This is a genomic window from Stutzerimonas sp. (assembly GCF_982611455.1).
Map to the genome: position 1 here is coordinate 26,720 of NZ_CEXBBO010000006.1, position 23,524 is coordinate 50,243.

Sequence of the window (23,524 nt, forward strand, 5' to 3'; positions counted from 1 at the left end):
GCCTCCTCAGTTCGCAATCACGCCGACGTCCGCCCAGGCCTGTTCGACGCCCTGAACCTCGCCGCTGCCTGCGCCAAAACGGGTCACAGCGTTTTCAATGGTGAGCCGGGCGAACGCGGCAAAATCAGCATCGTTGGCCAGGCGACGATCACATAGAGTGTCATACCAGATGCGCCCGGCCTTTTCCCAGGCATAGCCACCCATGGCTACGGCGACGAGATAAAAAGCGCGATTGGGAATACCTGAGTTCAAGTGCACACCACCGTTGTCGTCGCGGGTATCGATGAAGTCACGCATATGTCCCGGCTGTGGGTCCTTGCCCAGCAGGAGGTCGTCGTAGGCGCTGCCGGGATTGGCCATCGAGCGCAGTGCGGCGCCCTGCACCTTGTCGGTCAACAGCTCGGCGCCGATCAGCCAGTCGGCCTGATCCGCCGTTTGTCCGAGACTGAATTGCCGGACCAGCACGCCGAACACGTCTGACATTGACTCGTTCAACGCCCCGGATTGATTGAAATAAACCAGTCCGGCCTCGCTTTCGGTAACGCCGTGCGCCAGTTCGTGGGCGACTACGTCTAGCGACAAGGTAAAACGATTGAAGATTTCCCCGTCGCCATCGCCGAACACCATCTGCGCGCCATTCCAGAACGCGTTCTCGTAATCCACACCGTAGTGAACCGTGCCGACCAGCGGAAAACCGCGGTTATCGATCGAATCCCGATCGAACACCTTCCAAAAGAACTCGTGGGTCGTACCAAGCGCATCGTAGGCCTCGTCAACCGCGGCATCGGCTATCGGCGGCTGGCCCTCGCTGCGTACCAACACGCCGGGCAACGCCATCTGCTGCTGGGCATCGTGAATGCTGCGCCGCGGTTCGCCCGGCTGACCGTGCTCCGGCAACACGCTAGCCATCGGTTGGCGATTCGGCGGGCCCGGGTTGGGCAGCAGATTGCGTACGTGGCTCAGAGTCCCCAGCGCTCGCTCGCGCTGGCGCTGCGAGCCGTTATCGATGATGCGGTTGAGGATGTAGGGCGGAATGAAGCCGTAGCGCATGACCTGATCAAGCATGGAGAGCCCCTTCAAACGACACGGGTGCGGCTTGCACCCATATTCATCTGATCAAGTCCTGCCAGCTGCGTTTCCTGGTCCGGGACTCTTTTGCATCAGCAAGGACGCAAGATGATTAACCCGGCGGGGCATTACGACTCCGTCGACCCGATTTGAAACGGCTCTGGCGCTTCAGCTGTCGTTCGCCGCATGGCTCAGTTCGGTGGAGACGGGGTTGTTCTCCAGGGCGCTGATTGCCTGATCCAGTTGCTGAAGGCAGAGGTCGATTGCCATCTGGCGCAGAGCATCTGGCCACTCGTGATCGACGATCGGCTCGACCATATCCACGAAGCCGGAATAGCCGACCAGCATGCCGTGCTGAATTTTCAGGGTTTTGCCGTCCGTAAGTATTGTCACCGGATCGCGCGCGGTGATCAGCGCACCCGCAGCGAGCATCTCGTCGATGTGTCTGCGAAGGGCGTGAAGCGTCCGTTTGTCTTGCTTTCGTTCCATAGCAATAAGCCATCATCCATGAAAGGCGGCGATTCTATGCAACCGAGATCTGAATCACAAAAATATTTTTATGACAGTCCGCCGACACTGTTCCTTTTGGCCAAATACCACCAATCCGCCCCATGGCCAGGGACTCGATACAGCCCAACGGGCGTGGGGTTTCTCACAATCCCCTTAGACGCTTGCCAAGCCAGCGCGAAGCAATTTGCCTGAGCGCCCCTCTCTACCTCTATAATCCGCGCGCTTTTTCCGCTTTTGAACCGGAGAACCACAATGTTAAAGCGCACCCTGGCAGCCGTTGTCGGCCTTGCCGTATCCCTCAGTTTTACTACCTCTCATGCCGCCGATGTTCTTCGCGTGTCGGCCATCCCCGACGAAGCGCCGACCGAACTGATCCGAAAGTTCGAGCCGCTGGGTCAATACCTCGAAAAACAACTGGGCATGCCGGTGAAGTTCACGCCGGTGTCCGATTACGCCGCCGTGGTCGAATCTCTCGCTTCGGACCGCCTCGACCTGGCCTGGCTGGGAGGCTTCACCTTCGTTCAGACCCGCTTGAAGACCGGCGATGCGATCCCATTGGTGCAGCGCGAGCAGGACGAGAAATTCACCAGCAAATTCATCACCGCCGATCCCGAGATCAAGACGCTGCAGGACCTCAAGGGCAAAACCTTTGCCTTCGGCTCGGTGTCATCGACTTCGGGCAGCCTGATGCCGCGCTACTTCCTGATCAGGGATGGCATCGATCCCGAGCAGTTCTTCAAGCGCATCGCCTATTCCGGCGCGCATGACGCCACCGCAGCCTGGGTTCAGGCTGGCAAGGCCGACGCCGGCGTGCTCAATGCCTCGGTCTGGGACAAACTGGTTGCCGCCGGCAAAGTCGATACCGACAAGGTTCGGGTAATCTCGACCACACCGCCCTACTACGATTACAACTGGACCGTGCGCGGCAACCTCGATCCGGCGCTGGTCGAGAAGATCAAGACGGCGTTTCTCGCCCTCGATCCGAACAACCCCAAGCACAAGAAGATTCTTGACTTGCAGGCGGCGAGCCGCTTCATCGAGACCCGTCCGGAAAACTACGAAGGCATAGAGGAAGCTGCACGCGCCGCTGGTTTGTTGAAGTGATCCGAAAATCATTGCCCACATCTGGCGCAGCAATCCAGACAGCAATGATCGAGTGCACGTAAATGAGCCTCTCGATATCACCTTCAAGAGCACTCGATTCCCGGACGGCCGAATTTGAACAGGCCTTGAGCCTGACCGGCGTGGGCCATACCCACGCCAACGGCCACGTCGCGCTGCGCAATATCGATCTGCAGATTGCCAAGGGTGAGCGGGTCGCCATCATCGGTCCGTCCGGTGCGGGCAAGACCACACTGCTGCGCTTGCTGGCCACGCATCTGCAGCCGGGCACGGGACGTCTGAATCTGCTCGGCTGCGATCCCTGGTCGCTGTCGCCTGCGGCCCGCCAGAAACTTCGGACCCGAATCGGCCTGATCCATCAGTCACCTCCACTGCCGCCACGCCAGCGTGTAATCACCTCGGTGCTGGCTGGGCGTCTGGGCCAGTGGTCGCTGGGGCGCAGCTTGTTCAGCCTGGTCTATCCGTTGGACAAGCAGGGTGCTGCGCAGGCGCTAGCCGGATTGGACCTGGCCGACAAGCTCTACGAGCGCTGCGATCAGCTCTCCGGCGGCCAGCTGCAGCGAGTCGGCATTGCCCGTGTGCTTTATCAGAGCCCGGAGCTGATCCTCGCCGATGAACCGGTTTCGGCGATGGACCCGGTGCTCGCCGCCTATTCGCTGAGCGTACTCAACCGAGAAACCATGCATCGCCAGGCCACCCTGCTGGCCAGCCTGCACGCGGTGGAGTTGGCGTTGGAGCACTTCCCACGCGTGATCGGCGTGCGCGACGGGCGAATCCTGTTCGACAAGGCCTCGACAGACGTGACGCCAACCGAGCTCGAAGCGCTGTACGCCAACGAGCAATTGACCAGCGAAGCGACCGCTCGGCCCGCGCTTGGCCAGGCTCTGCATATTCCACGATGCTGAACCCTGCCCTCGCCGAGCGCGACCCCGCCGCCCGCTCGCGCCTGTTGCTGACCCTACTGGCGTTGGCGCTGCTGTGGCCGGGGCTGTCGCTGAGCGAATTGGATATCGGCGTACTGTTCGACGGCAGCAATGCCGACACCATGAGCGCGTTCCTGTCTGGATTCTGGCCACCGGAACACGGTGAGGATTTCCTTCCACTGTTGTGGCGAGCAACGCTGGAGACGCTCGCCATCGCCACAGCAGGCATGGCGTTGGCATTAGTCGTCGCGGTGCCCTGCGCCTTGCTGGCAACCCGTGCCTTGTCGATTTCCGCGCTCAGCCGCGGCGGCCAACCTCATTGGTGGGCGCAGACGCTACGCTGGCCGGTGCGAGGTCTCTTGATCGTGCTGCGTAGCGTGCCCGAGATCGTCTGGGCGTTGCTGTTCGTCCGCGCGGTGGGGCTCGGACCAACCGCCGGCGTGCTGGCGATCGCCATCACCTATGCCGGCATGCTCGGCAAGGTCTATGCGGAAATCTTCGAGTCGGTCGATCCGCTGCCGACTCGCGCGCTGCTCGGCGCGGGCGGCTCGCGCCTGCAGGCGTTCGCCTATGGCGTGCTGCCACAGGCAACGGGCGAAATGCTCTCCTATACCGTTTACCGCTGGGAATGCGCTGTTCGCGCTTCGGTGGTGATGGGCTTCGTCGGGGCTGGCGGGCTGGGCCAACAGATGGATTTGTCGATGCGCATGTTTGCCGGTGGTGAAGTGGCGAGCATGCTGCTCACGTTCTTATTGCTGGTGCTGATGGCGGATCTGCTCAGCCAGTTGCTGCGCCGGAGATACGCGTGAGGGCCCTTTCGCGCTACGCCGCGCCGTTACTGCTTCTGGCGGCAGTAATAGGCTCGTTCGCTTTTTTGCAACTCGAAGCGAGTGCCCTGTTCAGCGCCGACGGGATTGACCAGATGGCCGCGTATGCGTCGGGCTTTCTCAATCCGGACCTCTCGCCCAGCCATCTTCGCGCTATCGCTTACGGCGCAGTGGAAACCCTGGCGATGTCGGCCATTGGCACACTGCTGGCGGCGCTGCTCGGCCTGCTGTTGGCGCTACCGGCCGCGGGGCGTTTCGGCCTGTTCGCCAAGGGCGCCTCGCGTCTGCTGCTGAATGCGTTGCGAGCGGTCCCGGAATTGGTCTGGGCCGCGCTGATGGTGCTGGCGGCCGGCCTGGGTCCGAATGCCGGCACGCTGGCGCTGGCATTGCATACCGCCGGCGTGCTCGGGCGGCTATTCGCCGAAGCGCTGGAAAACACGCCGAATTCGCCCAGCGAAGCGCTGCGGTTATCCGGTAGCGGGCGCATCAGTGCGTTCTGCTATGGCACCCTGCCGACGCTGTGGCCGCAGCTGATCGCTTACACGCTGTATCGCTGGGAAAACAACATCCGCATGGCCAGTGTGCTCGGCTTCGTCGGTGCCGGTGGTCTGGGGCAGATGCTCTATATGAGCCTCAGCCTGTTCCAGGAAGCCCAGGCTTCGACGGTGATCCTCGCCATGCTGCTGATGGTGCTGGCCGTCGATGCCCTGAGTGGCTGGGCGCGCCAGCGCTGGGTGCGTGGCTGACTTGAATCAGTGCAGGCTGGGCTTCGCAGCCCGTTCCTGAACCAGCACCCAGGGCGCAACCACAACCGCCCAAAGTGAAGGATCACGCGCCAGCCAGTCCTGCGCCTGCTCGGCCTCAAGCTTGCCCATATGGCCGTCCGCCAGCCATGCCGCCACCTTTTCCTGATCGTCCTGGGCGACGGCCTGCGCCGCTTCGATCAAGTCGCAGTCGCTGGCGACCCGCAGCAGCGCGCCACGAGCGAAGAATGGCTGCAGCTCCTGCCAGGTAATCGACGCAGTTTCGCCCAGCAGCTTGGCATAGAGAGTGCTTGGATCTTCGCTCATGGGGCTCACTCGTTAACGAAAGAGCGCAATGATAGCGTCCGGGCGGGCCTCATAAAATGGATGGAATCCTGACTGTGCAAACAGGTGCTGACGCTTCTACACTGTGCCGGTACAGTTGCCGTACCGTTTGGGGACGTTAGGCCCTTAACGACACTGCAGCCAGCAGGATTCAAACAATAATGATGCAAGTGGAGCGCATATGAAGACCAAACAGTGTCTTTCCAAACTTTTCATGGCTATCGCGTTGACAGGTGCAGCGAGCTACACGCTTGCCGCCGACACCATCAAGATCGGCTTGGCCGGCCCGGTAACAGGGGCTGTTGCGCAGTACGGGGAAATGCAGTTCATCGGTGCCCAGATGGCCATCGAGCAGATCAACAAGGACGGGGGTGTCAACGGACAACAACTCGAAGGCGTGGTCTACGACGATGCCTGCGATCCGAAGCAGGCCGTGGCGGTAGCCAACAAAATCGTCAACGACGAAATCAGCTTCGTGGTCGGCCATCTGTGCTCCAGCTCGACCCAGCCGGCTTCGGACATTTACGAAGACGAAGGCATTCTGATGATTACCGCGGCGTCGACCAGCCCGGACATCACGTCGCGCGGTTATGAGCTTATTTTCCGCACCATCGGTCTGGACAGCCTGCAGGGCCCGACCGCCGGCAACTTCATCGCCGACCACATCAAGCCAAAGAACGTTGCCGTCATCCATGACAAGCAGCAGTACGGTGAAGGCATCGCCACCGCAGTGAAGGAGACGCTTGAAGAAAAAGGCGTCAAGGTCGGTCTGTTCGAAGGCATCAACGCTGGTGACAAAGACTTCTCCTCGATGATTTCCAAGCTCAAGCAGGAAGGCGTCGACTTCGTTTACTACGGCGGCTACCACCCGGAATTGGGCCTGCTGCTGCGCCAAGCCAAAGAGCGCGGCCTGAACGTGCGCTTCATGGGTCCGGAAGGCGTTGGCAACAAAGAAATCTCGGCGATCGCCGGCCCGGCTTCCGAGGGTCTGTACGTCACCCTGCCGCAGTCCTTCGACCAGGACCCACGCAACCAGAAGCTGGTAGAAGCGTTCAAGGCCAAGAAGCAGGACCCGAGCGGCCCGTTCGTATTCCCGGCATACGCCGCCGTGCAGGTTATTGCCGAAGGCATCGAGAAAGCTGGCAGCACCGACACCGATAAGGTGGCCGAAGCACTGCGCAGCAACACTTTCGACACCCCGACCGGCAACCTGTCGTTCGACGAGAAAGGTGATCTGAAGGACTTCAACTTCGTAGTTTACGAATGGCACCAGGACGGCACCAAGACCGAAGCCAAGTAAGCTGAACCAACCATCAACCGAAGCCCACGGCACCCGCTGTGGGCTTTGTTTTAGCTGATCGGGGCTGACCCGGCCACAAGCAATGGGCCGCCCCAGCAACACCTTCAACCAAGCGAGTGGCCTGCAGAACTGGCCCGCCTCGAACAGGTAAGTGCGCGATCCGCACCGAACCCTTGGCGCCGCATTCTCCATGCAGCGTTTTCGAAGCAGGTCCGCATTGGCGGCGAGCACGGATGCAGGGTGTTCAGGAGAACGTAATGCCTGAGCTCTACCACTACTTTCAGCAGCTGATCAACGGTCTGACCGTTGGCAGCACCTATGCCTTGATAGCCATCGGTTACACGATGGTTTACGGCATCATCGGCATGATCAACTTCGCCCACGGCGAGGTGTACATGATCGGCTCTTATGTCACCTTTATTGCCATCGTCGGGCTGACCATGATGGGGCTCGATTCCCTACCAATTCTCATGATCGGTGCCTTCGCAGCTGCCATGATCGTGACCAGCGCCTATGGCTACAGCATCGAGCGGGTCGCCTACCGGCCACTGCGCGGAAGCAACAGGTTGATCCCGCTGATCTCCGCGATCGGCATGTCGATCTTTCTGCAGAACCTCGTACTGCTGTCCCAGGATTCCAAGGACAAGGCCATCCCCAACCCGCTGCCTGGCAACTTCATATTCGGGGAAAGCGCCATGAACGGCGTGGTGATTTCCTACATGCAGGTGCTGATCTTCGTGGTCACCATCCTCGCCATGCTGGGCCTGACCATGTTCATCTCCCGTTCGCGTCTGGGCCGCGCCTGCCGCGCCTGCGCCGAAGACCTGAAGATGGCAAACCTGCTGGGCATCAACACCAACAGCATCATCGCTCTGACGTTCATGATCGGTGCTGCGCTGGCGGCGATTGCAGCCGTGCTGATCAGCATGCAGTACGGTGTAATCAACCCGCACATCGGCTTCCTGGCCGGGATCAAGGCCTTCACCGCCGCGGTACTGGGCGGCATCGGCAGCATCCCTGGCGCGATGCTCGGCGGCTTGGTACTTGGCGTTGCCGAAGCCTTCGGCGCCGACATCTTCGGCGATCAGTACAAGGACGTGGTTGCTTTCAGCCTGCTGGTGCTCGTTCTGCTGTTCCGCCCGACCGGTATTCTCGGCCGTCCGGAGGTTGAAAAGGTATGACTCGCAATCTGCGCACCGCCTTTTTCAGCGCGCTTCTGGTATTCGCCGTGGCGGTACCGGTATTCGGACTGAAACTCACCACTGTCGGCATTCGCCTCGAAGTCCATGGCAGCGACGCGAAGACCTTCTGGATCATCGCCGCCTGTGCCGTCGCCATGTTTTTCTGGCAGCTGTTCCGCCACCACGCGGCCGCCGGTTGGGCCGCCAGCCCCAAGCTGCCGACGATACCGGCCGGTGCGGGCAGCTTCCTGACCCTGCCGTCGACCCAGCGCTACATCATCATCGGGCTGATCCTGGTGGCGCTCGCCTGGCCGTTCTTCGGCTCACGAGGCGCGGTGGATATCGCCACGCTGATCCTGATCTACGTGATGCTCGGCCTCGGTTTGAACATTGTCGTGGGTCTGGCCGGCCTGCTCGATCTCGGCTATGTCGGCTTCTACGCCGTCGGCGCCTATACCTACGCTCTGCTATCGCACTATTACGGCTTTGGATTCTGGACCGCCCTGCCGATCGCTGGCGCGATGGCGGCACTGTTCGGTTTCCTGCTGGGCTTTCCGGTGCTGAGATTGCGCGGCGACTATCTGGCGATCGTGACCCTGGGTTTCGGTGAAATCATTCGTCTGCTGCTGCGCAACATGACCGATCTGACCGGTGGCCCCAATGGCATCAGCGGTATCGAAAAACCGACACTGTTCGGTCTCTCGTTTGATCGTCGCGCGGCCGAGGGCATGCAGACCTTCCATGAGTTCTTCGGCATGGATTATGCCTCCATCAACAAGGTCATCTACCTCTACCTGATCGCCCTGCTGCTGGTGTTGCTGACCCTGTTCGTGATCAACCGTCTGCTGCGCATGCCCATCGGTCGCGCCTGGGAAGCGCTGCGCGAAGACGAGATCGCCTGCCGTGCGCTGGGTATGAACCCCACCGTGATCAAGCTCTCGGCCTTTACCCTGGGCGCGAGCTTCGCCGGGTTCGCCGGCAGCTTCTTCGCCGCGCGACAGGGCCTGGTGTCGCCGGAATCGTTCACCTTCATCGAATCGGCCATCATCCTCGCCATCGTGGTTCTTGGCGGCATGGGCTCGCAATTGGGGGTGATACTCGCCGCCATCGTGATGATCCTGCTGCCCGAGCTGATGCGTGAGTTCAGCGAGTACCGCATGCTGATGTTCGGCGCCTTGATGGTGCTGATGATGATCTGGCGTCCGCAGGGCCTGCTGCCCATGCAACGTCCCCACCTGGAGCTGAAACGATGAGCCGCCCGATTCTCGAAGTACGCGGCTTGACCATGCGTTTCGGCGGTCTCTTGGCCGTCAACGGGGTGGGCCTGAGCGTACAGGACAAACAAGTGGTTTCAATGATCGGTCCGAACGGGGCCGGCAAAACCACCGTATTCAACTGCTTGACCGGTTTCTACCAGCCGACCTCGGGCGAAATCCTGCTCGACGGCGAAGCGATCCAAGGCCTGCCGGGCCACAAGATCGCCCGCAAGGGTGTGGTCCGCACCTTCCAAAATGTTCGCCTGTTCAAGGACATGACCGCCGTGGAGAACCTGCTGGTGGCGCAGCACCGGCATCTCAACACCAACTTCCTGTCCGGACTGTTGAAGACCAAGGCCTTCCGCCAGAGCGAGCATGAAGCGATGGACTTCGCCGCGCATTGGCTCGAGCAGGTCAACCTTACCGATGTCGCCAACCGTCCCGCCGGCACGCTCGCTTATGGCCAGCAACGTCGGCTGGAAATTGCCCGTTGCATGATGACGCGCCCGCGCATTCTCATGCTCGACGAGCCGGCGGCAGGGCTCAACCCACGCGAGACCGAGGACCTCAAGGCGCTGATCGGCATGCTTCGCGACGAGCACGGCGTGACCGTACTGCTCATCGAGCACGACATGAAACTGGTCATGAGCATTTCCGACCACATCGTCGTGATCAACCAGGGCTGCCCGTTGGCTGACGGCACGCCGGAGCAGATTCGCGACAATCCGGACGTGATCAAAGCTTATTTGGGGGAGGCGTAACCATGCTGTATTTCGAAAACGTCTCGACCTTCTACGGCAAGATCCAGGCACTGCACAACGTCGACGTCGAGGTCCGCAAGGGTGAAATCGTCACCCTGATCGGCGCCAACGGCGCTGGCAAATCGACTCTGCTGATGACACTTTGCGGTGCGCCACAGGCATCCGCAGGCAGCATCCGCTTCGAAGGCGACGAACTGGTCGGCCAGCAGACCTGCGACATCATGCGCAAGGACATCGCGGTGGTGCCGGAGGGGCGCCGCATCTTTGCTCGCCTGACCGTGGAAGAGAACCTCGCCATGGGTGGTTTCTATACCAACAAGGCGGACTTTCAGGAGCAACTCGACAAGGTGCTGCTGTTGTTTCCGCGGCTCAAAGAGCGCTTCCAACAGCGTGGCGGCACCATGTCCGGTGGAGAACAGCAAATGCTCGCCATCGCCCGGGCATTGATGAGCAAGCCCAAGCTGTTGCTGCTCGACGAACCTTCGTTGGGCCTGGCGCCGATCATCATCCAGCAGATCTTTCAGATCATCGAGCAGCTGCGCGAGGATGGCGTGACTATCTTTCTGGTCGAGCAGAACGCCAACCAGGCGCTCAAGCTGGCCGATCGCGCGTACGTGCTGGAAAATGGTCGCATCGTCATGCAGGGCAGCGGCGAAGAGCTACTGAGCGACCCCAAGGTGCGCGACGCCTATTTGGGCGGCTGATCGAAGGGAACCGAAAACGCCGGGCACACGCCCGGCTTTTTCATGCCCGACCACCCGCAGCGTAGGATGGTGCAAACCATCGCCTTTCCTCATCTATGCCAGTGGCGGGTGGTGACAACACAGCCGCAAGTCATTATTGTTCCCCGCTAGGCGCCCAACCAGGCGCCCCCTGGATCAGCAGACAGGGCATAACTGAGCTGGCAATTCTGAACTCAACTCAGGAGAAGCCGGCCATGACTGCCAGCCGTATCTGGATCAAGAATCCCCTCGCCATTTTCACCGCCAACGATCAGGACGCCTCAGGCGGACTGGTGATCGAAAACGGCGCCATTGTCGAATTGCTCGCTGCTGGACAATCGCCAACCACTCCCGTCGAGAGCACGTTCGACGCCCGCAAGCATGTCGTGCTACCGGGGCTTATCAATACCCATCACCACTTCTACCAGACCCTCACCCGCGCCTGGGCGCCGGTGGTGAACCAGCCACTGTTTCCCTGGCTGAAGACGCTCTATCCGGTCTGGGCCCGCCTGACACCGGACCGGCTCGCGCTGGCCAGCAAGGTCGCGCTGGCTGAGCTGTTGCTCTCCGGCTGCACCACTGCCGCCGATCATCACTACCTGTTTCCGGGCGGCCTGGAGAACGCTATCGACGTGCAGATCGAGGCTGTCCGCGAGCTGGGCATGCGCGCCATGCTCACTCGCGGCTCCATGAGCCTGGGCGAAGCCGATGGCGGCCTGCCGCCGCAACATACGGTGCAGACTGCAGAAGCGATCCTGGCCGACAGCGAACGCCTGATCGGCACTTATCACGAACGCGGTGCCGGCGCGCAGATCCAGATTGCCTTGGCGCCCTGCTCGCCGTTTTCAGTGACGCCAGAAATCATGCGCGCCAGCGCCGCGCTGGCCGAACATCACGACGTGCGTTTGCATACCCATCTGGCCGAAACGCTGGACGAAGAGGCGTTCTGCCTACAGCGTTTCGGGCTGCGCACCGTGGATTATCTGGACAGTGTCGGCTGGCTGTCCGAACGCACCTGGCTGGCTCACGGCATTCATTTCAACGACGAAGAGATCGAACGCCTTGGGGCCGCTGGCACCGGTATTTGTCATTGTCCGAGTTCGAATATGCGCCTGGCCTCGGGCATCTGCCCGACCGTGGCACTGGAAGCCGCTGGCGCAACCATCGGCCTGGGTGTGGACGGTTCGGCATCCAATGATGCTTCCAACATGATTCTCGAAGCACGTCAGGCACTCTACATCCAGCGCCTGCGCTATGGTGCTGAGCAGATCACCCCTGAGCGGGTGCTGGGCTGGGCGACGCGGGGTTCAGCGCGGCTGCTGGGTCGCGACGACATCGGCGAGCTGAGTGTCGGCAAGCAAGCGGATCTCGCGCTGTTCAAGCTCGACGAGCTGCGCTTCTCCGGCAGTCATGATCCTATTTCGGCGTTGCTCTTGTGCGGCGCAGACCGTGCCGATCGAGTCATGGTCGGCGGGCAATGGCGAGTGGTTGATGGGGAAATCGAAGGACTCGACGTCGCCGGCCTGATCGCCGATCACAGCCAGGCGGCGCGAGAGCTGCTGGCGGGCTGAATCAGCGGCGCAATGCTGCTATCAGCTGTTGCAAGCACTCCTGCGGGCTTCCGGTGACTATCGTCACCGGGACCCCGAGCATCAGGTTGACCGGCAGGTCGAAGGCTTCCAGCTGCAAGCCATCACAATCGACGCCGGGCAATCCACAAAGCTGCGGGTGCTGACGGCGAAGCCGTTCAGCGTAGCTGCCGGCTCCCTCCAGGTAACCGAAGACCGGTTTACCTCGTGCCACGGCATAGCCCACTTCAAAACAGGTACCGCTGTCCGGCTCGCCGCCACGAAAGAAATTGAGGTCGGCCAGCACGGCATCGGCCTGTTCGAGCAATTCGAGATTGGCACGGTAGATCCAGGCGGCCCGCTCGCGCGCGTCGGTGATATCCGCAGGCACTTGCTTGTCCAGCGGATACAGGCCGATGAAGCCGAACTCGGCGCAGAGCGCCTTGAGCCGCTCGCCGTGCTCCAGCGCGTCGGGGCGGAACACGCAGGGACCGGCCAGGTAGATACGCAAATCCATAAGCTCCTGTCATGCATAGATCGTTGCGGTCGTTACAGTCCAATCAGCGAGAGCATGATGAAGGTAGCGAACAGCACGAAGTGGGTCATGCCCTCGATCGCATTGGTTTCGCCGTCGTTCAGATTGATCGCGGCGACGATCAAGGTAATGAAGACCATCATTGTCTGTAGTGGCGTCATCGCCATCTGGAACGGTTGACCACTGTACAGCGCCAGCGCCTCCATTACCGGCACCGTAAGAATCACCGTGGACAGCGAGGCACCGAGCGCGATATTGACCACCGACTGCATGCGGTTGGCCAGCGCCGCACGCAACGCGGTCAAAATCTCAGGGCTTGCCGAAATCCCCGCCACCAGCAACGCCGCCAGTATCGGCGGCGCGCCGCTGCCTACCAGCCCCACGCCGAGGGCCTTGGCCATTACCTCGGCAAGCGCACCGATGAGCACCACGCCGGCACACAAGGAGCCGATCGCAAGGCGAAGATTCGCCGAAGCAGGCGGGACGTCGGGGCTGCCTTTGCGCCGACGCTTTTCTGGGTAGCTGTAGCTGAAGAAATAACTGTGCGCACCCACCTGCATGCGCAGGAAGACGCCATAAAGCAGCAACATCGCGCCGATGGTAAAGGCTGAATAGAGTTTCCAGTCTTCACGTGGAATGAACTCGGGCACGACCATCGACACGCCCATGGCGGTCAGGATCATCACGCTGTAGGTCCGCGCCGAATCATCGTTGTACGACTGCTCACCATGGCGCAGGCCACCCATCAGCGCCGCGAGGCCGAGAATGCCGTTAAGATCGAGCATCACCGCCGCGTAGATGGTGTCACGCACCAATGTCGGCGACGGCTCGTGGGACATCATGATGCCCAGCACGACGACCTCAACCAGTACCGCCGACAGGGTGAGAATCATCGTGCCGTAGGGATCGCCGACCTTTTCCGCGAGCACTTCGGCATGGTGCGCGACACGGATCGATGCCATCACGATGGTCGCGACGAGCACACCGACGGCGATCAATGCAACCATGCGTCCGCCATCCAGCAGGCTACCTTCGAAGGTATAAGCAAGGACCGCAACGAGCAGCGCGGCGACGAGAAATATCTCTTCCTTCAGCACATGCAGCATTATCAATCTCCAGAAGTTCACTGCCCCGACGCACCAAGCCGCGCATATATGGAAACAACAAAAAAGAAGACCAACAATCGGCAGAGGACGTCCCATATGGAAGCGGAAGGGAATTTCTACCCTGCGGTTTCGCTGCGAGTCAGCGCATGAATTGGTCTCCGCGCTGCCGCTGGGATCGCCTACTCAAGGCCGACGCTTCGTCGAGCACGCCTATCGCCCTGCACGGCAATTCCTGTCTACCTGAGCCACACTGAACCCATCAGCAACCAAGCCGCAGCGGCGAGGGTCATCACCCTGGTATGCATTCGTCGAGCACATTGACTTTTGAGTCAGGTATTTGTTGACCAGAAAGTCAGATAGGGCTAATTTCCTTCACCAGAGCCCAGAACAAAAACTCCCCGGAGGCCCTCCTTGATCCAGTTCCTACTCAATCGAGAACTGCGCCGTGAGCAGACACTCGATCCGAATACCACCGTGCTGGATTACCTGCGTGAACATCGCGGCAAGTCCGGCACCAAAGAAGGCTGCGCTTCCGGTGACTGTGGCGCTTGCACTGTTGTAGTCGGCGAGTTGGACGGCGAAAAGCTGCGCTATCGCACGCTCAATTCCTGCCTGACCTTCGTTTCCGCGCTGCACGGCAAGCAGCTGATCGTCGTTGAAGACCTCAAGCATCAGGGTCAACTGCACAGCGTTCAGCAAGCCATGGTCGACTGCCACGGTTCGCAGTGCGGCTTCTGCACGCCCGGTTTCGTCATGAGCCTGTTTGCGTTGCAGAAATCGGCGAATGGTTACGACAAGGCCGACACTCACGAAGCCCTGGCCGGCAATCTTTGCCGCTGCACTGGCTACCGCCCGATTCTCGAAGCCGCTGAGCAGGCCTGCTGCAACAAGCAGCCGGACCAGTTCGACGCGAACGAAGCTGAAACCATCGCCCAGCTGAAAGCCATCGAGCCTCGTGAAACCGCCGAACTCAACAGTGGCGACAAGCGCTGCCTGTCACCACTGACTGTAGGCGATCTGGCCGATATCTACGGCGCCAATCCCGATGCCCGCCTGCTTGCTGGCGGCACCGACCTGGCGCTGGAAGTCACCCAGTTCCATCGCGAACTGCCGGTGATGATCTATGTCGGCCACATCGCCGAAATGAAAAAGGTCGAAGTCACCGACAGCAGCATCGAGATCGGCGCGGCCACTCCGCTGACCGATTGCTACGAAGTGCTGGCCAAGGAATACCCGGACTTCGGCGAACTGCTGCATCGCTTTGCCTCGCTGCAGATTCGCAATCAGGGCACCCTCGGCGGCAATATCGGCAACGCCTCGCCTATCGGGGACTCGCCGCCGCTGCTTATCGCTCTGGGCGCTCAGGTGGTGCTGCGCAAGGGCATCAACAGCCGCACCCTGCTGCTGCAAGACTACTTCATCGATTACAAGGTCACGGCTCGCGAGCAAGGCGAATTCATCGAGAAGATCATCGTGCCGCGCGCCCAGGCCAACCGAACTTTCCGCGCCTACAAGGTCTCCAAGCGCCTGGACGATGACATCTCAGCGGTCTGTGCGGCGTTCGATCTGAAGCTCGAGAACGGCGTCATCGACGATGCCCGCGTCGCCTTCGGCGGCATGGCTGCCATTCCGAAACGCGCCGCAGCCTGCGAGCGCGCCCTGATCGGCGCGCCGTTCAATACCGAAACTATCGAGCGAGCCTGTGAAGCGCTGGAAAAGGACTTCACACCGCTCACCGACTTCCGTGCCAGCCGCGAATATCGCCTGCTGGTCGCACAGAACCTCCTGCGCAAATGCTTCCTCGAGCAACAGAGCCCGGAAGCCGAAACAAGGGTGACCGCATATGCATAAGCCAACCAAAACTCAGGAAGAAATCGCAACCCTGTTCAAGCAGAACCTGGTATCCGGCGTCGGCCGTAGCGTCAAGCACGACAGCGCGCCCAAGCACGTCACCGGTGAAGCGGTATACGTTGACGACCGCCTGGAGTTTCCCAATCAGCTGCACGTCTACGCCCGCATGAGCGACCGGGCCCATGCCCGCATCGTGCGCATCGATACGTCGCCCTGCTACAACGTGCCTGGTGTCGCCATTGCCATCACCGCCAAGGATGTGCCCGGCCAGCTGGATATCGGCGCGGTTATGCCTGGTGATCCGTTGCTGGCTGACGGCAAGGTCGAATTCATTGGTCAGCCAGTAATCGCCGTCGCCGCTGACAGCCTGGAAACCGCGCGCAAGGCAGCGATGGCCGCGATCATCGAATACGAAGATCTTGAGCCGGTGATCGACGTGGTCGATGCGCTGCGCAAGAAGCACTTCGTGCTCGACAGCCACACCCACAAGCGCGGCGATTCGTCTGGCGCGCTGGCCACTGCGCCGCGCCGCCTGCAAGGCAGCCTGCATATCGGCGGTCAGGAACATTTCTATCTGGAGACCCAGGTCTCCTCGGTGATGCCCACCGAAGACGGCGGCATGATCGTCTACACCTCGACGCAAAACCCGACCGAGGTGCAGAAGCTGGTCTCGGAAGTACTTGGCGTATCGATGAACAAGATCGTCATCGACATGCGCCGCATGGGCGGTGGCTTCGGCGGTAAGGAAACCCAGGCCGCGGGGCCTGCGTGCATGTGCGCGGTGATCGCGCATCTCACCGGCCGCCCGACCAAGATGCGCCTGCCGCGCATGGAAGACATGACCATGACTGGCAAGCGTCACCCCTTCTATGTCGAGTATGACGTTGGCTTCGACGACGACGGCCTGCTGCATGGCATCGAGATCGACCTGGCCGGCAACTGTGGTTACTCGCCAGACCTGTCCGGCTCCATCGTCGACCGCGCCATGTTCCACTCCGACAACGCCTACTACCTGGGCGATGCCACCATCAATGGTCATCGCTGCAAGACCAACCTGGCCTCGAACACCGCCTACCGCGGCTTCGGCGGCCCGCAAGGCATGGTCGCCATCGAGGAAATCATGGACGCGGTGGCGCGTGAGCTGGGCAAGGATCCGCTCGACGTGCGCAAGCGCAACTACTACGGCAAGACCGAGCGCAACGTCACGCCGTACTACCAGACCGTCGAGCACAACATGCTCGAGGAGATGACCGCCGAGCTCGAGGCCAGCAGCGAATACGCCAAGCGCCGCGAGGAAATCCGTGCATTCAACGCCAAGAGCCCGATCCTGAAGAAAGGCCTATCGCTGACGCCGGTGAAGTTCGGCATCAGCTTCACCGCCAGCTTCCTCAACCAGGCCGGCGCGCTGGTGCACGTCTACACCGACGGCAGCATCCACCTGAACCATGGCGGCACCGAGATGGGCCAAGGCCTCAACATCAAAGTCGCGCAGGTCGTGGCCGAGGTGTTTCAGGTCGATGTCGACCGTATCCAGATCACCGCTACCAACACCGACAAGGTGCCGAACACCTCGCCGACGGCGGCATCTTCCGGTGCTGACCTCAACGGCAAGGCTGCGCAAAACGCTGCGCAAACCATCAAGCAGCGCCTGATCGAGTTTGCCGCGCGGCATTATCAGGTCACGGAAGAAGACGTCGAGTTCAAGAACGGCCAGGTGCGCATCCGTGACCAGTACGTTTCCTTCGACGAGCTGATCCAGCAGGCGTACTTCGGCCAGGTGTCGCTGTCATCCACCGGCTTCTATCGCACCCCGAAGATCTACTACGACCGCAGCCAGGCACGTGGCCGTCCGTTCTACTACTTCGCCTATGGCGCGGCGTGCTCCGAGGTGATCGTCGACACCCTGACCGGCGAATACAAGATGCTGCGCAGCGACATCCTGCATGACGTCGGCGCCTCGCTGAACCCGGCTATCGACATCGGCCAGGTGGAAGGCGGCTTTGTCCAGGGCATGGGCTGGCTGACCATGGAAGAGCTGGTCTGGAACGACAAGGGCAAACTGATGACCTCCGGCCCGGCCAGCTACAAGATCCCGGCGGTGGCCGACATGCCGTTGGATCTGCGCGTCAAGCTGGTCGAGAACCGCAAGAACCCGGAAGACACGGTGTTCCACTCCAAGGCCGTCGGCGAGCCGCCGTTCATGCTCGGCATCTCGGTCTGGTGCGCAATCAAGGATGCCGTGGCGAGTCTTGCCGATTACAAAGCTCAGCCGAAGATCGACGCCCCGGCGACACCGGAGCGGGTACTTTGGGGTGTGGAGCAGATGCGCAAGCTGAAGCGGGTTGCCAAGGCTGCGCCAGCGACTGCAACCGAAACCATCGCCTGACCCGTAGGTGCGGAACCCTTTGGTGAGGCCGGCGGCATTGTGCGTCAGCCCCACCAGACGGGCGAAGCAAATGGTGGGCTAAATCCCACCCTACGAAGGCTGACCCGTAGGAGCGAGCTTACTCGCGAAGCTTCTGCGCTACCACGCCGAAGCAATCGCCGAAGCCATTCGACGAGCGAGAGACAAGCCGTCCCTCGCGCCTACAAAGAGAGCAATCGCATGCCTTCGGGCATCGGAGAACAACCATGAAGACCTGGATCGACGCCCTCGCCGACCTGCAGCAACAAGGCGAGCCTTGCGTGCTGGTGACCATTATCGAGGAGCGCGGCTCGACGCCGCGTAATGCCGGTTCGAAGATGGTGGTCAGCCGTGAGCGCTTGTACGACACCATCGGCGGCGGTCATCTGGAATACAAGGCGCAGCAGATCGCTCATGAAATGCTGGAGAACCGCGTCCTCGAGACGCGGCTGGAACGCTTCTCGCTCGGCGCCAGTCTGGGCCAATGCTGCGGCGGCGCGACGGTGTTGCTGTTCGAACCCATGGGCCAGCCGCAGGCGCACATCGCCGTGTTCGGCGCTGGTCACGTCGGTCGCGCATTGGTGCCGCTGCTCGCCAGCCTGCCGTGCAAGGTGCACTGGATCGACTCGCGGGAAAACGAATTCCCTGAGCAGATTCCAGCCGGCGTGGAAAAGGTGGTCAATGAGGATGTGGTCGACGAAATAGGAAACATGCCAGCCGGCAGTTATTTCATCGTCATGACTCACAACCATCAGCTCGATCTGGAACTCACCGCGGCGATTCTCGAGCGCAACGACTTCACCTATTACGGACTGATCGGCTCCAAGAGCAAGCGCGCCAAGTTCGAACACCGCTTGCGCGACCGTGGCTTCCAGCCGGAAACCGTCCAGCGCATGCGTTGCCCGATGGGCATCGCCGAGGTGAAAGGCAAATTACCGATCGAAATCGCGGTATCCATCGCCGGCGAAGTGATCGCTACCTATAACGCCCATTTCGGTGAGAAAGCCCAGGACGGCGAAAAGCCAATGCCGATGCTGGTCCCGGCTTCGCGGCGGTCACAGAACGGCTGATGAACGACCGAGCTTCTTTTGTGGGAGGCGCGCCCCGCGGCGAAAAACGTCGCGGGCGGCCCTAAGCGAAAAAGCTTCGACCTGACGGCGGGCCTTCCACACTTCCCATCTACAACGATTCCGAGAACCACCATGTCCCAACGCAAAGCCTACCGTGCCGCCATCCTCCACAGCCTCGCCGATCCCCGCGAGGTGGGCGTGGAGAAATCCTATGAATACTTCGAAGATGGCGTGCTCGTGGTCGAAGACGGCAAGGTTGCTCAGCTCGGCGCGGCGCAATCGCTGCTGGCCTCGCTGCCGACCGGCACCGAGGTGACCGAGTACCCGGATGCGCTGATCACGTCCGGATTCATTGATACCCATATTCACTATCCCCAGACCGGCATGATTGCGTCTTATGGCGAGCAACTGCTGGATTGGCTAAACACCTACACCTTCCCAACCGAACGTGCTTTCGCCGACAAGGCCCACGCGAGCGAAGTGGCCGAGGTCTTCTTGGGTGAACTGCTGCGCAACGGCACCACCACGGCGCTGGTCTTCGGCAGCGTGCACAAGGAATCGGTGGACGCCTTCTTCGAGCAGGCCGAAAAGCTCAACCTGCGAATGATCGCTGGCAAGGTGCTGATGGACCGCAACGCGCCGGACTATCTCACCGACACCGCCGAGTCCGGCTATGCCGACAGCAAGGAATTGATCGAACGCTGGCACGGCAAGGGCCGCCTGCATTACGCGGTCACACCGCGCTTCGCACCTACCAGCACGCCAGAGCAACTGGCGCTGGCCGGCAAGCTGTACAAGGAATATCCGGACCTCTACATGCACACCCACCTATCCGAAAACCGCAAGGAGATCGAGTGGGTGCGCGAACTGTTCCCTGAGCAGAATGGCTACCTGGACGTTTACGACCATCACGGCCTGATCGGCGAGCGTTCCGTGTTTGCTCATGGCGTGCACCTGTGCGATGACGAATGCAAGCGTCTGGGCGAAACCGGCTCGGCGGTCGCCTTCTGCCCCACCTCCAACCTGTTCCTGGGCAGCGGTCTGTTCGATCTGGAGAAGGTGGAAGGCCATGGTGTGCGCGTCGGCCTGGGCACTGACGTGGGCGCGGGCACCAGTTTTTCCCAATTGCAGTCACTGAACGAGGCCTACAAAGTGATGCAATTGCAGGGTAAGAAGCTGGATCCGTTCAAGTCGCTCTACCTCGCGACGCTGGGCGGCGCTCGGGCGCTTTATCTGGACGATCGCATCGGCAACTTGCAGCCGGGCAAGGATGCCGATTTCGTGGTGCTCGACTATAAAGCCACGCCGCTGATCGACTACCGCATGCGCCAGGCCAAGACGCTGGAAGAGCGGCTGTTCGCACTGATGATGCTTGGCGACGACCGCGCAGTGAAGGAAACCTACGCTGCCGGGGTTTCGGTGCACAAGAAAGGGTAAAGACGATAACAGCGCTGGAGGCTGGATAGCTGGACGAGAAAGCCGCGGCGGCCGTAGGGCGGGAGAACAACCCGTAGGGTGGGCTTCAGCCCACCGTGGCGGAGTACAAAGGTGAATCGGTGGCTGAAGCGGAACGCCGCCCGGCCCACCCTACTTTGCACTGTGATTATCGCCAACCACCACGTCATCAAGCAGGCCCACGCGGTGGGCTGTCAGTGCGCAGCAGCGAAGGCCAGCACTTCCCCCTCCCGTAAGGTGGGCTTCAGCCCACCAAAGCCGCCCCCGCCTCAGCGCAGTACGCGCGGCTTCTTCTTGCCAAGCACCAGGTGCGAGAAAACGGCGTGCAGATCATCCGAGGCGCTGTCTTCGTCGAGGTTGAGTTTGCTGTCGATGTGATCCATGTGATGCATCATCAGGCTCACCGCTTTTGCGCTGTCGCGGGCAGCGATGGCATCGATCAGCTCGTTATGCTCATCGAAGGAGCAATGTGAGCGGTTGCCGCTCTCGTACTGGGCGATGATCAGCGACGTTTGGGATACCAGGCTGCGTTGAAAGCTCACCAGCGGTGCATTTTTTGCCGCTTCAGCCAGCTTCAGGTGAAATTCTCCGGATAGTCGGATACCGGCACCGCGGTCACCCCGAGCGAAGCAGTCCTGCTCGTCCGTCACCATTTGCCGCAGCTCCGCCAGTTGCTCGGCGCTGGCATGCTGTACCGCCAGTTCGGTTATGGCGCGCTCAACCAGCCGTCGCGCGAAGAATATCTGCCGGGCTTCTTCGACGCTGGGACTGGCCACTACCGCTCCGCGGTTGGGGCGCAGCAACACGACGCCTTCGTGAGCCAGCCGCGACAATGCGCGCCGGATGATGGTGCGGCTAACGCCGAATATTTCGCCCAGCGCTTCTTCGCTGAGCTTGGTACCCGGCGCCAATCGCTGTTCGAGAATAGCGTCGAAAATATGGGCGTAAACGATGTCGTCCTGGGTCCCGGTTCGGGCCTTGCCGTTTCGTGTCGGCTTTTTCAGAGGCTGCAACTGTTCGTTCATGGTGACTCGCGTCGGAAATATCGGCAGACCCGAACTTTACTGCCTTTCAGCGCCTGGCTGGCAGTAGCCATTAGTGAAATAGCGAAATAAATCGGAATTAATTGTGCACAATCAGGCTTGTGGCTGATTGTCGCCGATACGCTTGTCCCTCGACGCCGTCGGACCGGCTATCGCCAAAGCACCTGAAGACTCACCTGAAAGACTGAATCTATGCAAATCAAGTTGCAATTCTTGTATACAAAAGCATAATCGCGTCAAGCCTTCCTGACCCTTCGGTCAACAAACCGAACAGGACGAGCCTCACCATCACCTGCCCTCGAGAGCACCGCTCTGGGTGATAGACAACAAGAACGATGAGGAACACCTCGTGGATACGACCAAACAGGAACAGCAGACCCTCGGGCTGCAACCGGAGAACGCGGGCTTGCTCGACCGATTCTTCAAGCTCAGCGTTCACCGCACCAGCGTCAAAACCGAACTGCTCGCAGGCCTGACGACTTTCGTCACCATGGCCTACATCATCTTCGTCAACCCGAACATCATGGCCGAGGCCGGTGTCGACCACGGTGCCGCCTTCGTCGCAACCTGCATAGGCGCAGCGCTTGGCTGTTTCCTGATGGGCCTGTATGCCAACTGGCCAGTAGGTCTGGCACCCGGCATGGGCCTCAACGCGTTCTTCACCTATACCGTAGTCGGCGAGATGGGCTACAGCTGGCAGATCGCCTTGGGTGCTGTGTTCATCTCCGGTGTGCTCTTCGTGATTATGAGCCTCTCGCGAATCCGTGAGTGGCTATTGAATAGCATCCCCATGAGTCTGCGCTTCGCCATGGGTGCGGGCGTCGGTCTGTTCCTCGGCCTGATCGGCCTGAAGACCGCCGGAATTGTCGTCGACAGCCCGGCAACCCTGATCACCATGGGCTCGTTCAGCGAACCGACCGCGCTGCTGGCAGCGCTCTGCTTTCTAATGATCGCGGTACTCAGCCACCGCAACGTGTTCGGCGCGATTCTGCTGAGCATGCTGGCGGTCACCGGCATCGGCTGGGGTTTGGGCCTGGTGGAATTCAACGGTCTGGTTTCGATGCCACCAAGCCTGGCGCCCACCTGGTTGGCGATGGATATCGCCGGCGCGCTGAATGTGTCGATGGTCAGCGTGATTCTGGCGTTCCTCTTCGTGAACATGTTCGATACCGCCGGCACGCTGATGGGTGTGGCGCATCGGGCCAACCTGGTCGATGAAGATGGAAAGATTCAAGGGCTGTCTCGTGCATTGAAGGCTGACAGCACCTCGAGCGTGGTCGGTGCACTGGTCGGCTGTCCGCCCGTAACCAGCTATGTAGAAAGCGCCTCAGGCGTCGCCGCAGGCGGTCGCACCGGATTGACGGCCATCACGGTGGGTCTGTTGTTCCTCGCGGCGATGTTCTTCGCCCCGCTGGCCGGCATGATTCCCGCTTACGCCACTGCCGGCGCGCTGATCTATGTAGCGATGCTGATGATGAGCGGCATGGCCCATATCGATTGGAAGGACCATACCGACACCATCCCGGCTATCGTCACCGTGGTGATGATGCCGCTGACCTTCTCTATCGCCAACGGCATCGCACTGGGCTTTCTGACCTACGCGACGTTGAAGTTGCTGACCGGGCAACGTGACAAGGTATCGGTCAGCCTGTATGTGCTGTGCGTGATCTTTATCGCCAAGTTCGCCTTCCTTTAAGCAAGGCGACTGGTCTGGCCCCGCCGCTTCTTGCGGCG

21 protein-coding genes are annotated in these 23,524 nt (G+C 60.9%); 15 read left to right on the forward strand and 6 right to left on the reverse strand.

Annotation, left to right across the window (positions count from 1 at the left end):
* Positions 1-6: 6 nt before the first annotated feature.
* Entirely contained in the window at positions 7-1,065 is a 1,059-nt protein-coding gene (locus AC2LD7_RS05565) for a M4 family metallopeptidase (RefSeq protein WP_484596861.1), read from the reverse strand.
* 171 nt (positions 1,066-1,236) lie between these two features.
* On the reverse strand, positions 1,237-1,557 hold the full coding sequence (locus AC2LD7_RS05570; RefSeq protein ID WP_484596862.1) for a hypothetical protein: 321 nt from the start codon (positions 1,555-1,557) through the stop codon (positions 1,237-1,239).
* Positions 1,558-1,830: 273 nt separating this feature from the next.
* On the opposite strand from AC2LD7_RS05570, the gene AC2LD7_RS05575 reads away from it, so the two are divergent.
* From AC2LD7_RS05575 to phnE (AC2LD7_RS05590), 4 genes are all read left to right on the forward strand, one after another.
* The gene (locus AC2LD7_RS05575; RefSeq protein WP_484596863.1) at positions 1,831-2,682 is read left to right on the forward strand and encodes a putative selenate ABC transporter substrate-binding protein; all 852 of its coding nucleotides are present in this window, start codon (positions 1,831-1,833) and stop codon (positions 2,680-2,682) included.
* Positions 2,683-2,744: 62 nt separating this feature from the next.
* A complete protein-coding gene (locus AC2LD7_RS05580) occupies positions 2,745-3,605 on the forward strand; it encodes a phosphonate ABC transporter ATP-binding protein (protein ID WP_484596864.1) in 861 nt (286 codons plus the stop codon).
* Entirely contained in the window at positions 3,599-4,432 is an 834-nt protein-coding gene (gene phnE / locus AC2LD7_RS05585) for a phosphonate ABC transporter, permease protein PhnE (protein WP_484596865.1), read from the forward strand. The genes AC2LD7_RS05580 and phnE (AC2LD7_RS05585) overlap by 7 nt, the downstream gene beginning before the upstream one ends.
* Entirely contained in the window at positions 4,429-5,196 is a 768-nt protein-coding gene (gene phnE, locus AC2LD7_RS05590; protein ID WP_484596866.1) for a phosphonate ABC transporter, permease protein PhnE, read from the forward strand. The genes phnE (AC2LD7_RS05585) and phnE (AC2LD7_RS05590) overlap by 4 nt, the downstream gene beginning before the upstream one ends.
* Positions 5,197-5,202: 6 nt before the next feature.
* Here phnE (AC2LD7_RS05590) and AC2LD7_RS05595 read toward each other — a convergent pair whose 3' ends face one another.
* A complete protein-coding gene (locus AC2LD7_RS05595) occupies positions 5,203-5,520 on the reverse strand; it encodes a DUF2288 domain-containing protein (protein ID WP_484596867.1) in 318 nt (105 codons plus the stop codon).
* 199 nt (positions 5,521-5,719) lie between these two features.
* On the opposite strand from AC2LD7_RS05595, the gene AC2LD7_RS05600 reads away from it, so the two are divergent.
* The 6 genes from AC2LD7_RS05600 (at position 5,720) to AC2LD7_RS05625 (ending at position 12,329) form a co-directional block, all read left to right on the forward strand.
* Complete coding sequence (locus tag AC2LD7_RS05600) at positions 5,720-6,838, forward strand: branched-chain amino acid ABC transporter substrate-binding protein (protein ID WP_484596868.1); 1,119 nt, start codon at positions 5,720-5,722, stop codon at positions 6,836-6,838.
* Between the two features lie 257 nt (positions 6,839-7,095).
* Entirely contained in the window at positions 7,096-8,019 is a 924-nt protein-coding gene (gene livH / locus AC2LD7_RS05605) for a high-affinity branched-chain amino acid ABC transporter permease LivH (protein WP_484596869.1), read from the forward strand.
* On the forward strand, positions 8,016-9,272 hold the full coding sequence (locus tag AC2LD7_RS05610) for a high-affinity branched-chain amino acid ABC transporter permease LivM (RefSeq protein ID WP_484596870.1): 1,257 nt from the start codon (positions 8,016-8,018) through the stop codon (positions 9,270-9,272). Before livH ends, AC2LD7_RS05610 begins: the two co-directional genes overlap by 4 nt.
* Entirely contained in the window at positions 9,269-10,036 is a 768-nt protein-coding gene (gene livG / locus AC2LD7_RS05615) for a high-affinity branched-chain amino acid ABC transporter ATP-binding protein LivG (RefSeq protein ID WP_484596871.1), read from the forward strand. Before AC2LD7_RS05610 ends, livG begins: the two co-directional genes overlap by 4 nt.
* Positions 10,037-10,038: 2 nt before the next feature.
* Positions 10,039-10,740, forward strand: a complete 702-nt coding sequence (locus AC2LD7_RS05620; RefSeq protein ID WP_484596872.1) for an ABC transporter ATP-binding protein — start codon at positions 10,039-10,041, stop codon at positions 10,738-10,740.
* A gap of 233 nt (positions 10,741-10,973) precedes the next feature.
* Entirely contained in the window at positions 10,974-12,329 is a 1,356-nt protein-coding gene (locus AC2LD7_RS05625) for an 8-oxoguanine deaminase (protein WP_484596873.1), read from the forward strand.
* A 1-nt stretch (position 12,330) separates the two neighbouring features.
* On the opposite strand, the gene AC2LD7_RS05630 is transcribed toward AC2LD7_RS05625, so the two are convergent.
* Complete coding sequence (locus tag AC2LD7_RS05630) at positions 12,331-12,843, reverse strand: nucleoside 2-deoxyribosyltransferase (RefSeq protein ID WP_484596874.1); 513 nt, start codon at positions 12,841-12,843, stop codon at positions 12,331-12,333.
* 32 nt (positions 12,844-12,875) lie between these two features.
* Positions 12,876-13,967, reverse strand: a complete 1,092-nt coding sequence (locus AC2LD7_RS05635; protein ID WP_484596875.1) for a calcium:cation antiporter — start codon at positions 13,965-13,967, stop codon at positions 12,876-12,878.
* A 411-nt stretch (positions 13,968-14,378) separates the two neighbouring features.
* On the opposite strand from AC2LD7_RS05635, the gene xdhA reads away from it, so the two are divergent.
* The 4 genes from xdhA to guaD all read left to right on the forward strand — a co-directional run bounded on the left by xdhA (position 14,379) and on the right by guaD (position 20,729).
* Positions 14,379-15,818: a xanthine dehydrogenase small subunit gene (xdhA, locus tag AC2LD7_RS05640; RefSeq protein ID WP_484596876.1), complete on the forward strand. Its 1,440-nt coding sequence runs from the start codon at positions 14,379-14,381 to the stop codon at positions 15,816-15,818.
* Complete coding sequence (gene xdhB, locus AC2LD7_RS05645) at positions 15,811-18,204, forward strand: xanthine dehydrogenase molybdopterin binding subunit (RefSeq protein ID WP_484596877.1); 2,394 nt, start codon at positions 15,811-15,813, stop codon at positions 18,202-18,204. The genes xdhA and xdhB overlap by 8 nt, the downstream gene beginning before the upstream one ends.
* 245 nt (positions 18,205-18,449) lie before the next feature.
* The gene (gene xdhC / locus AC2LD7_RS05650) at positions 18,450-19,292 is read left to right on the forward strand and encodes a xanthine dehydrogenase accessory protein XdhC (RefSeq protein WP_484596878.1); all 843 of its coding nucleotides are present in this window, start codon (positions 18,450-18,452) and stop codon (positions 19,290-19,292) included.
* 132 nt (positions 19,293-19,424) lie between these two features.
* Complete coding sequence (guaD, locus tag AC2LD7_RS05655) at positions 19,425-20,729, forward strand: guanine deaminase (protein ID WP_484596879.1); 1,305 nt, start codon at positions 19,425-19,427, stop codon at positions 20,727-20,729.
* Between the two features lie 287 nt (positions 20,730-21,016).
* Here guaD and AC2LD7_RS05660 read toward each other — a convergent pair whose 3' ends face one another.
* Entirely contained in the window at positions 21,017-21,772 is a 756-nt protein-coding gene (locus AC2LD7_RS05660) for a GntR family transcriptional regulator (RefSeq protein WP_484596880.1), read from the reverse strand.
* Between the two features lie 367 nt (positions 21,773-22,139).
* Between AC2LD7_RS05660 and AC2LD7_RS05665 the strand changes: the two genes are divergently transcribed.
* Positions 22,140-23,486 carry an NCS2 family permease gene (locus AC2LD7_RS05665; protein WP_484596881.1) on the forward strand — a complete coding sequence of 449 codons (1,347 nt, stop codon included), beginning with the start codon at positions 22,140-22,142 and terminating at the stop codon, positions 23,484-23,486.
* Positions 23,487-23,524 lie beyond the last annotated feature (38 nt).

Coding starts and splice junctions, on each gene's coding strand:
- guaD (WP_484596879.1), top strand. CDS start 19,425: ATGTCCCAACGCAAAGCCTACCGTGCCGCCATCCTCCACAGCCTCGCC.
- livH (WP_484596869.1), top strand. CDS start 7,096: ATGCCTGAGCTCTACCACTACTTTCAGCAGCTGATCAACGGTCTGACC.
- AC2LD7_RS05660 (WP_484596880.1), bottom strand. CDS start 21,772: ATGAACGAACAGTTGCAGCCTCTGAAAAAGCCGACACGAAACGGCAAG.
- AC2LD7_RS05630 (WP_484596874.1), bottom strand. CDS start 12,843: ATGGATTTGCGTATCTACCTGGCCGGTCCCTGCGTGTTCCGCCCCGAC.
- AC2LD7_RS05625 (WP_484596873.1), top strand. CDS start 10,974: ATGACTGCCAGCCGTATCTGGATCAAGAATCCCCTCGCCATTTTCACC.
- AC2LD7_RS05565 (WP_484596861.1), bottom strand. CDS start 1,065: ATGCTTGATCAGGTCATGCGCTACGGCTTCATTCCGCCCTACATCCTC.
- AC2LD7_RS05570 (WP_484596862.1), bottom strand. CDS start 1,557: ATGGAACGAAAGCAAGACAAACGGACGCTTCACGCCCTTCGCAGACAC.
- xdhC (WP_484596878.1), top strand. CDS start 18,450: ATGAAGACCTGGATCGACGCCCTCGCCGACCTGCAGCAACAAGGCGAG.
- phnE (WP_484596865.1), top strand. CDS start 3,599: ATGCTGAACCCTGCCCTCGCCGAGCGCGACCCCGCCGCCCGCTCGCGC.
- AC2LD7_RS05635 (WP_484596875.1), bottom strand. CDS start 13,967: ATGCTGCATGTGCTGAAGGAAGAGATATTTCTCGTCGCCGCGCTGCTC.
- AC2LD7_RS05575 (WP_484596863.1), top strand. CDS start 1,831: ATGTTAAAGCGCACCCTGGCAGCCGTTGTCGGCCTTGCCGTATCCCTC.
- AC2LD7_RS05620 (WP_484596872.1), top strand. CDS start 10,039: ATGCTGTATTTCGAAAACGTCTCGACCTTCTACGGCAAGATCCAGGCA.
- AC2LD7_RS05610 (WP_484596870.1), top strand. CDS start 8,016: ATGACTCGCAATCTGCGCACCGCCTTTTTCAGCGCGCTTCTGGTATTC.
- xdhB (WP_484596877.1), top strand. CDS start 15,811: ATGCATAAGCCAACCAAAACTCAGGAAGAAATCGCAACCCTGTTCAAG.
- AC2LD7_RS05595 (WP_484596867.1), bottom strand. CDS start 5,520: ATGAGCGAAGATCCAAGCACTCTCTATGCCAAGCTGCTGGGCGAAACT.
- AC2LD7_RS05580 (WP_484596864.1), top strand. CDS start 2,745: ATGAGCCTCTCGATATCACCTTCAAGAGCACTCGATTCCCGGACGGCC.
- livG (WP_484596871.1), top strand. CDS start 9,269: ATGAGCCGCCCGATTCTCGAAGTACGCGGCTTGACCATGCGTTTCGGC.
- AC2LD7_RS05600 (WP_484596868.1), top strand. CDS start 5,720: ATGAAGACCAAACAGTGTCTTTCCAAACTTTTCATGGCTATCGCGTTG.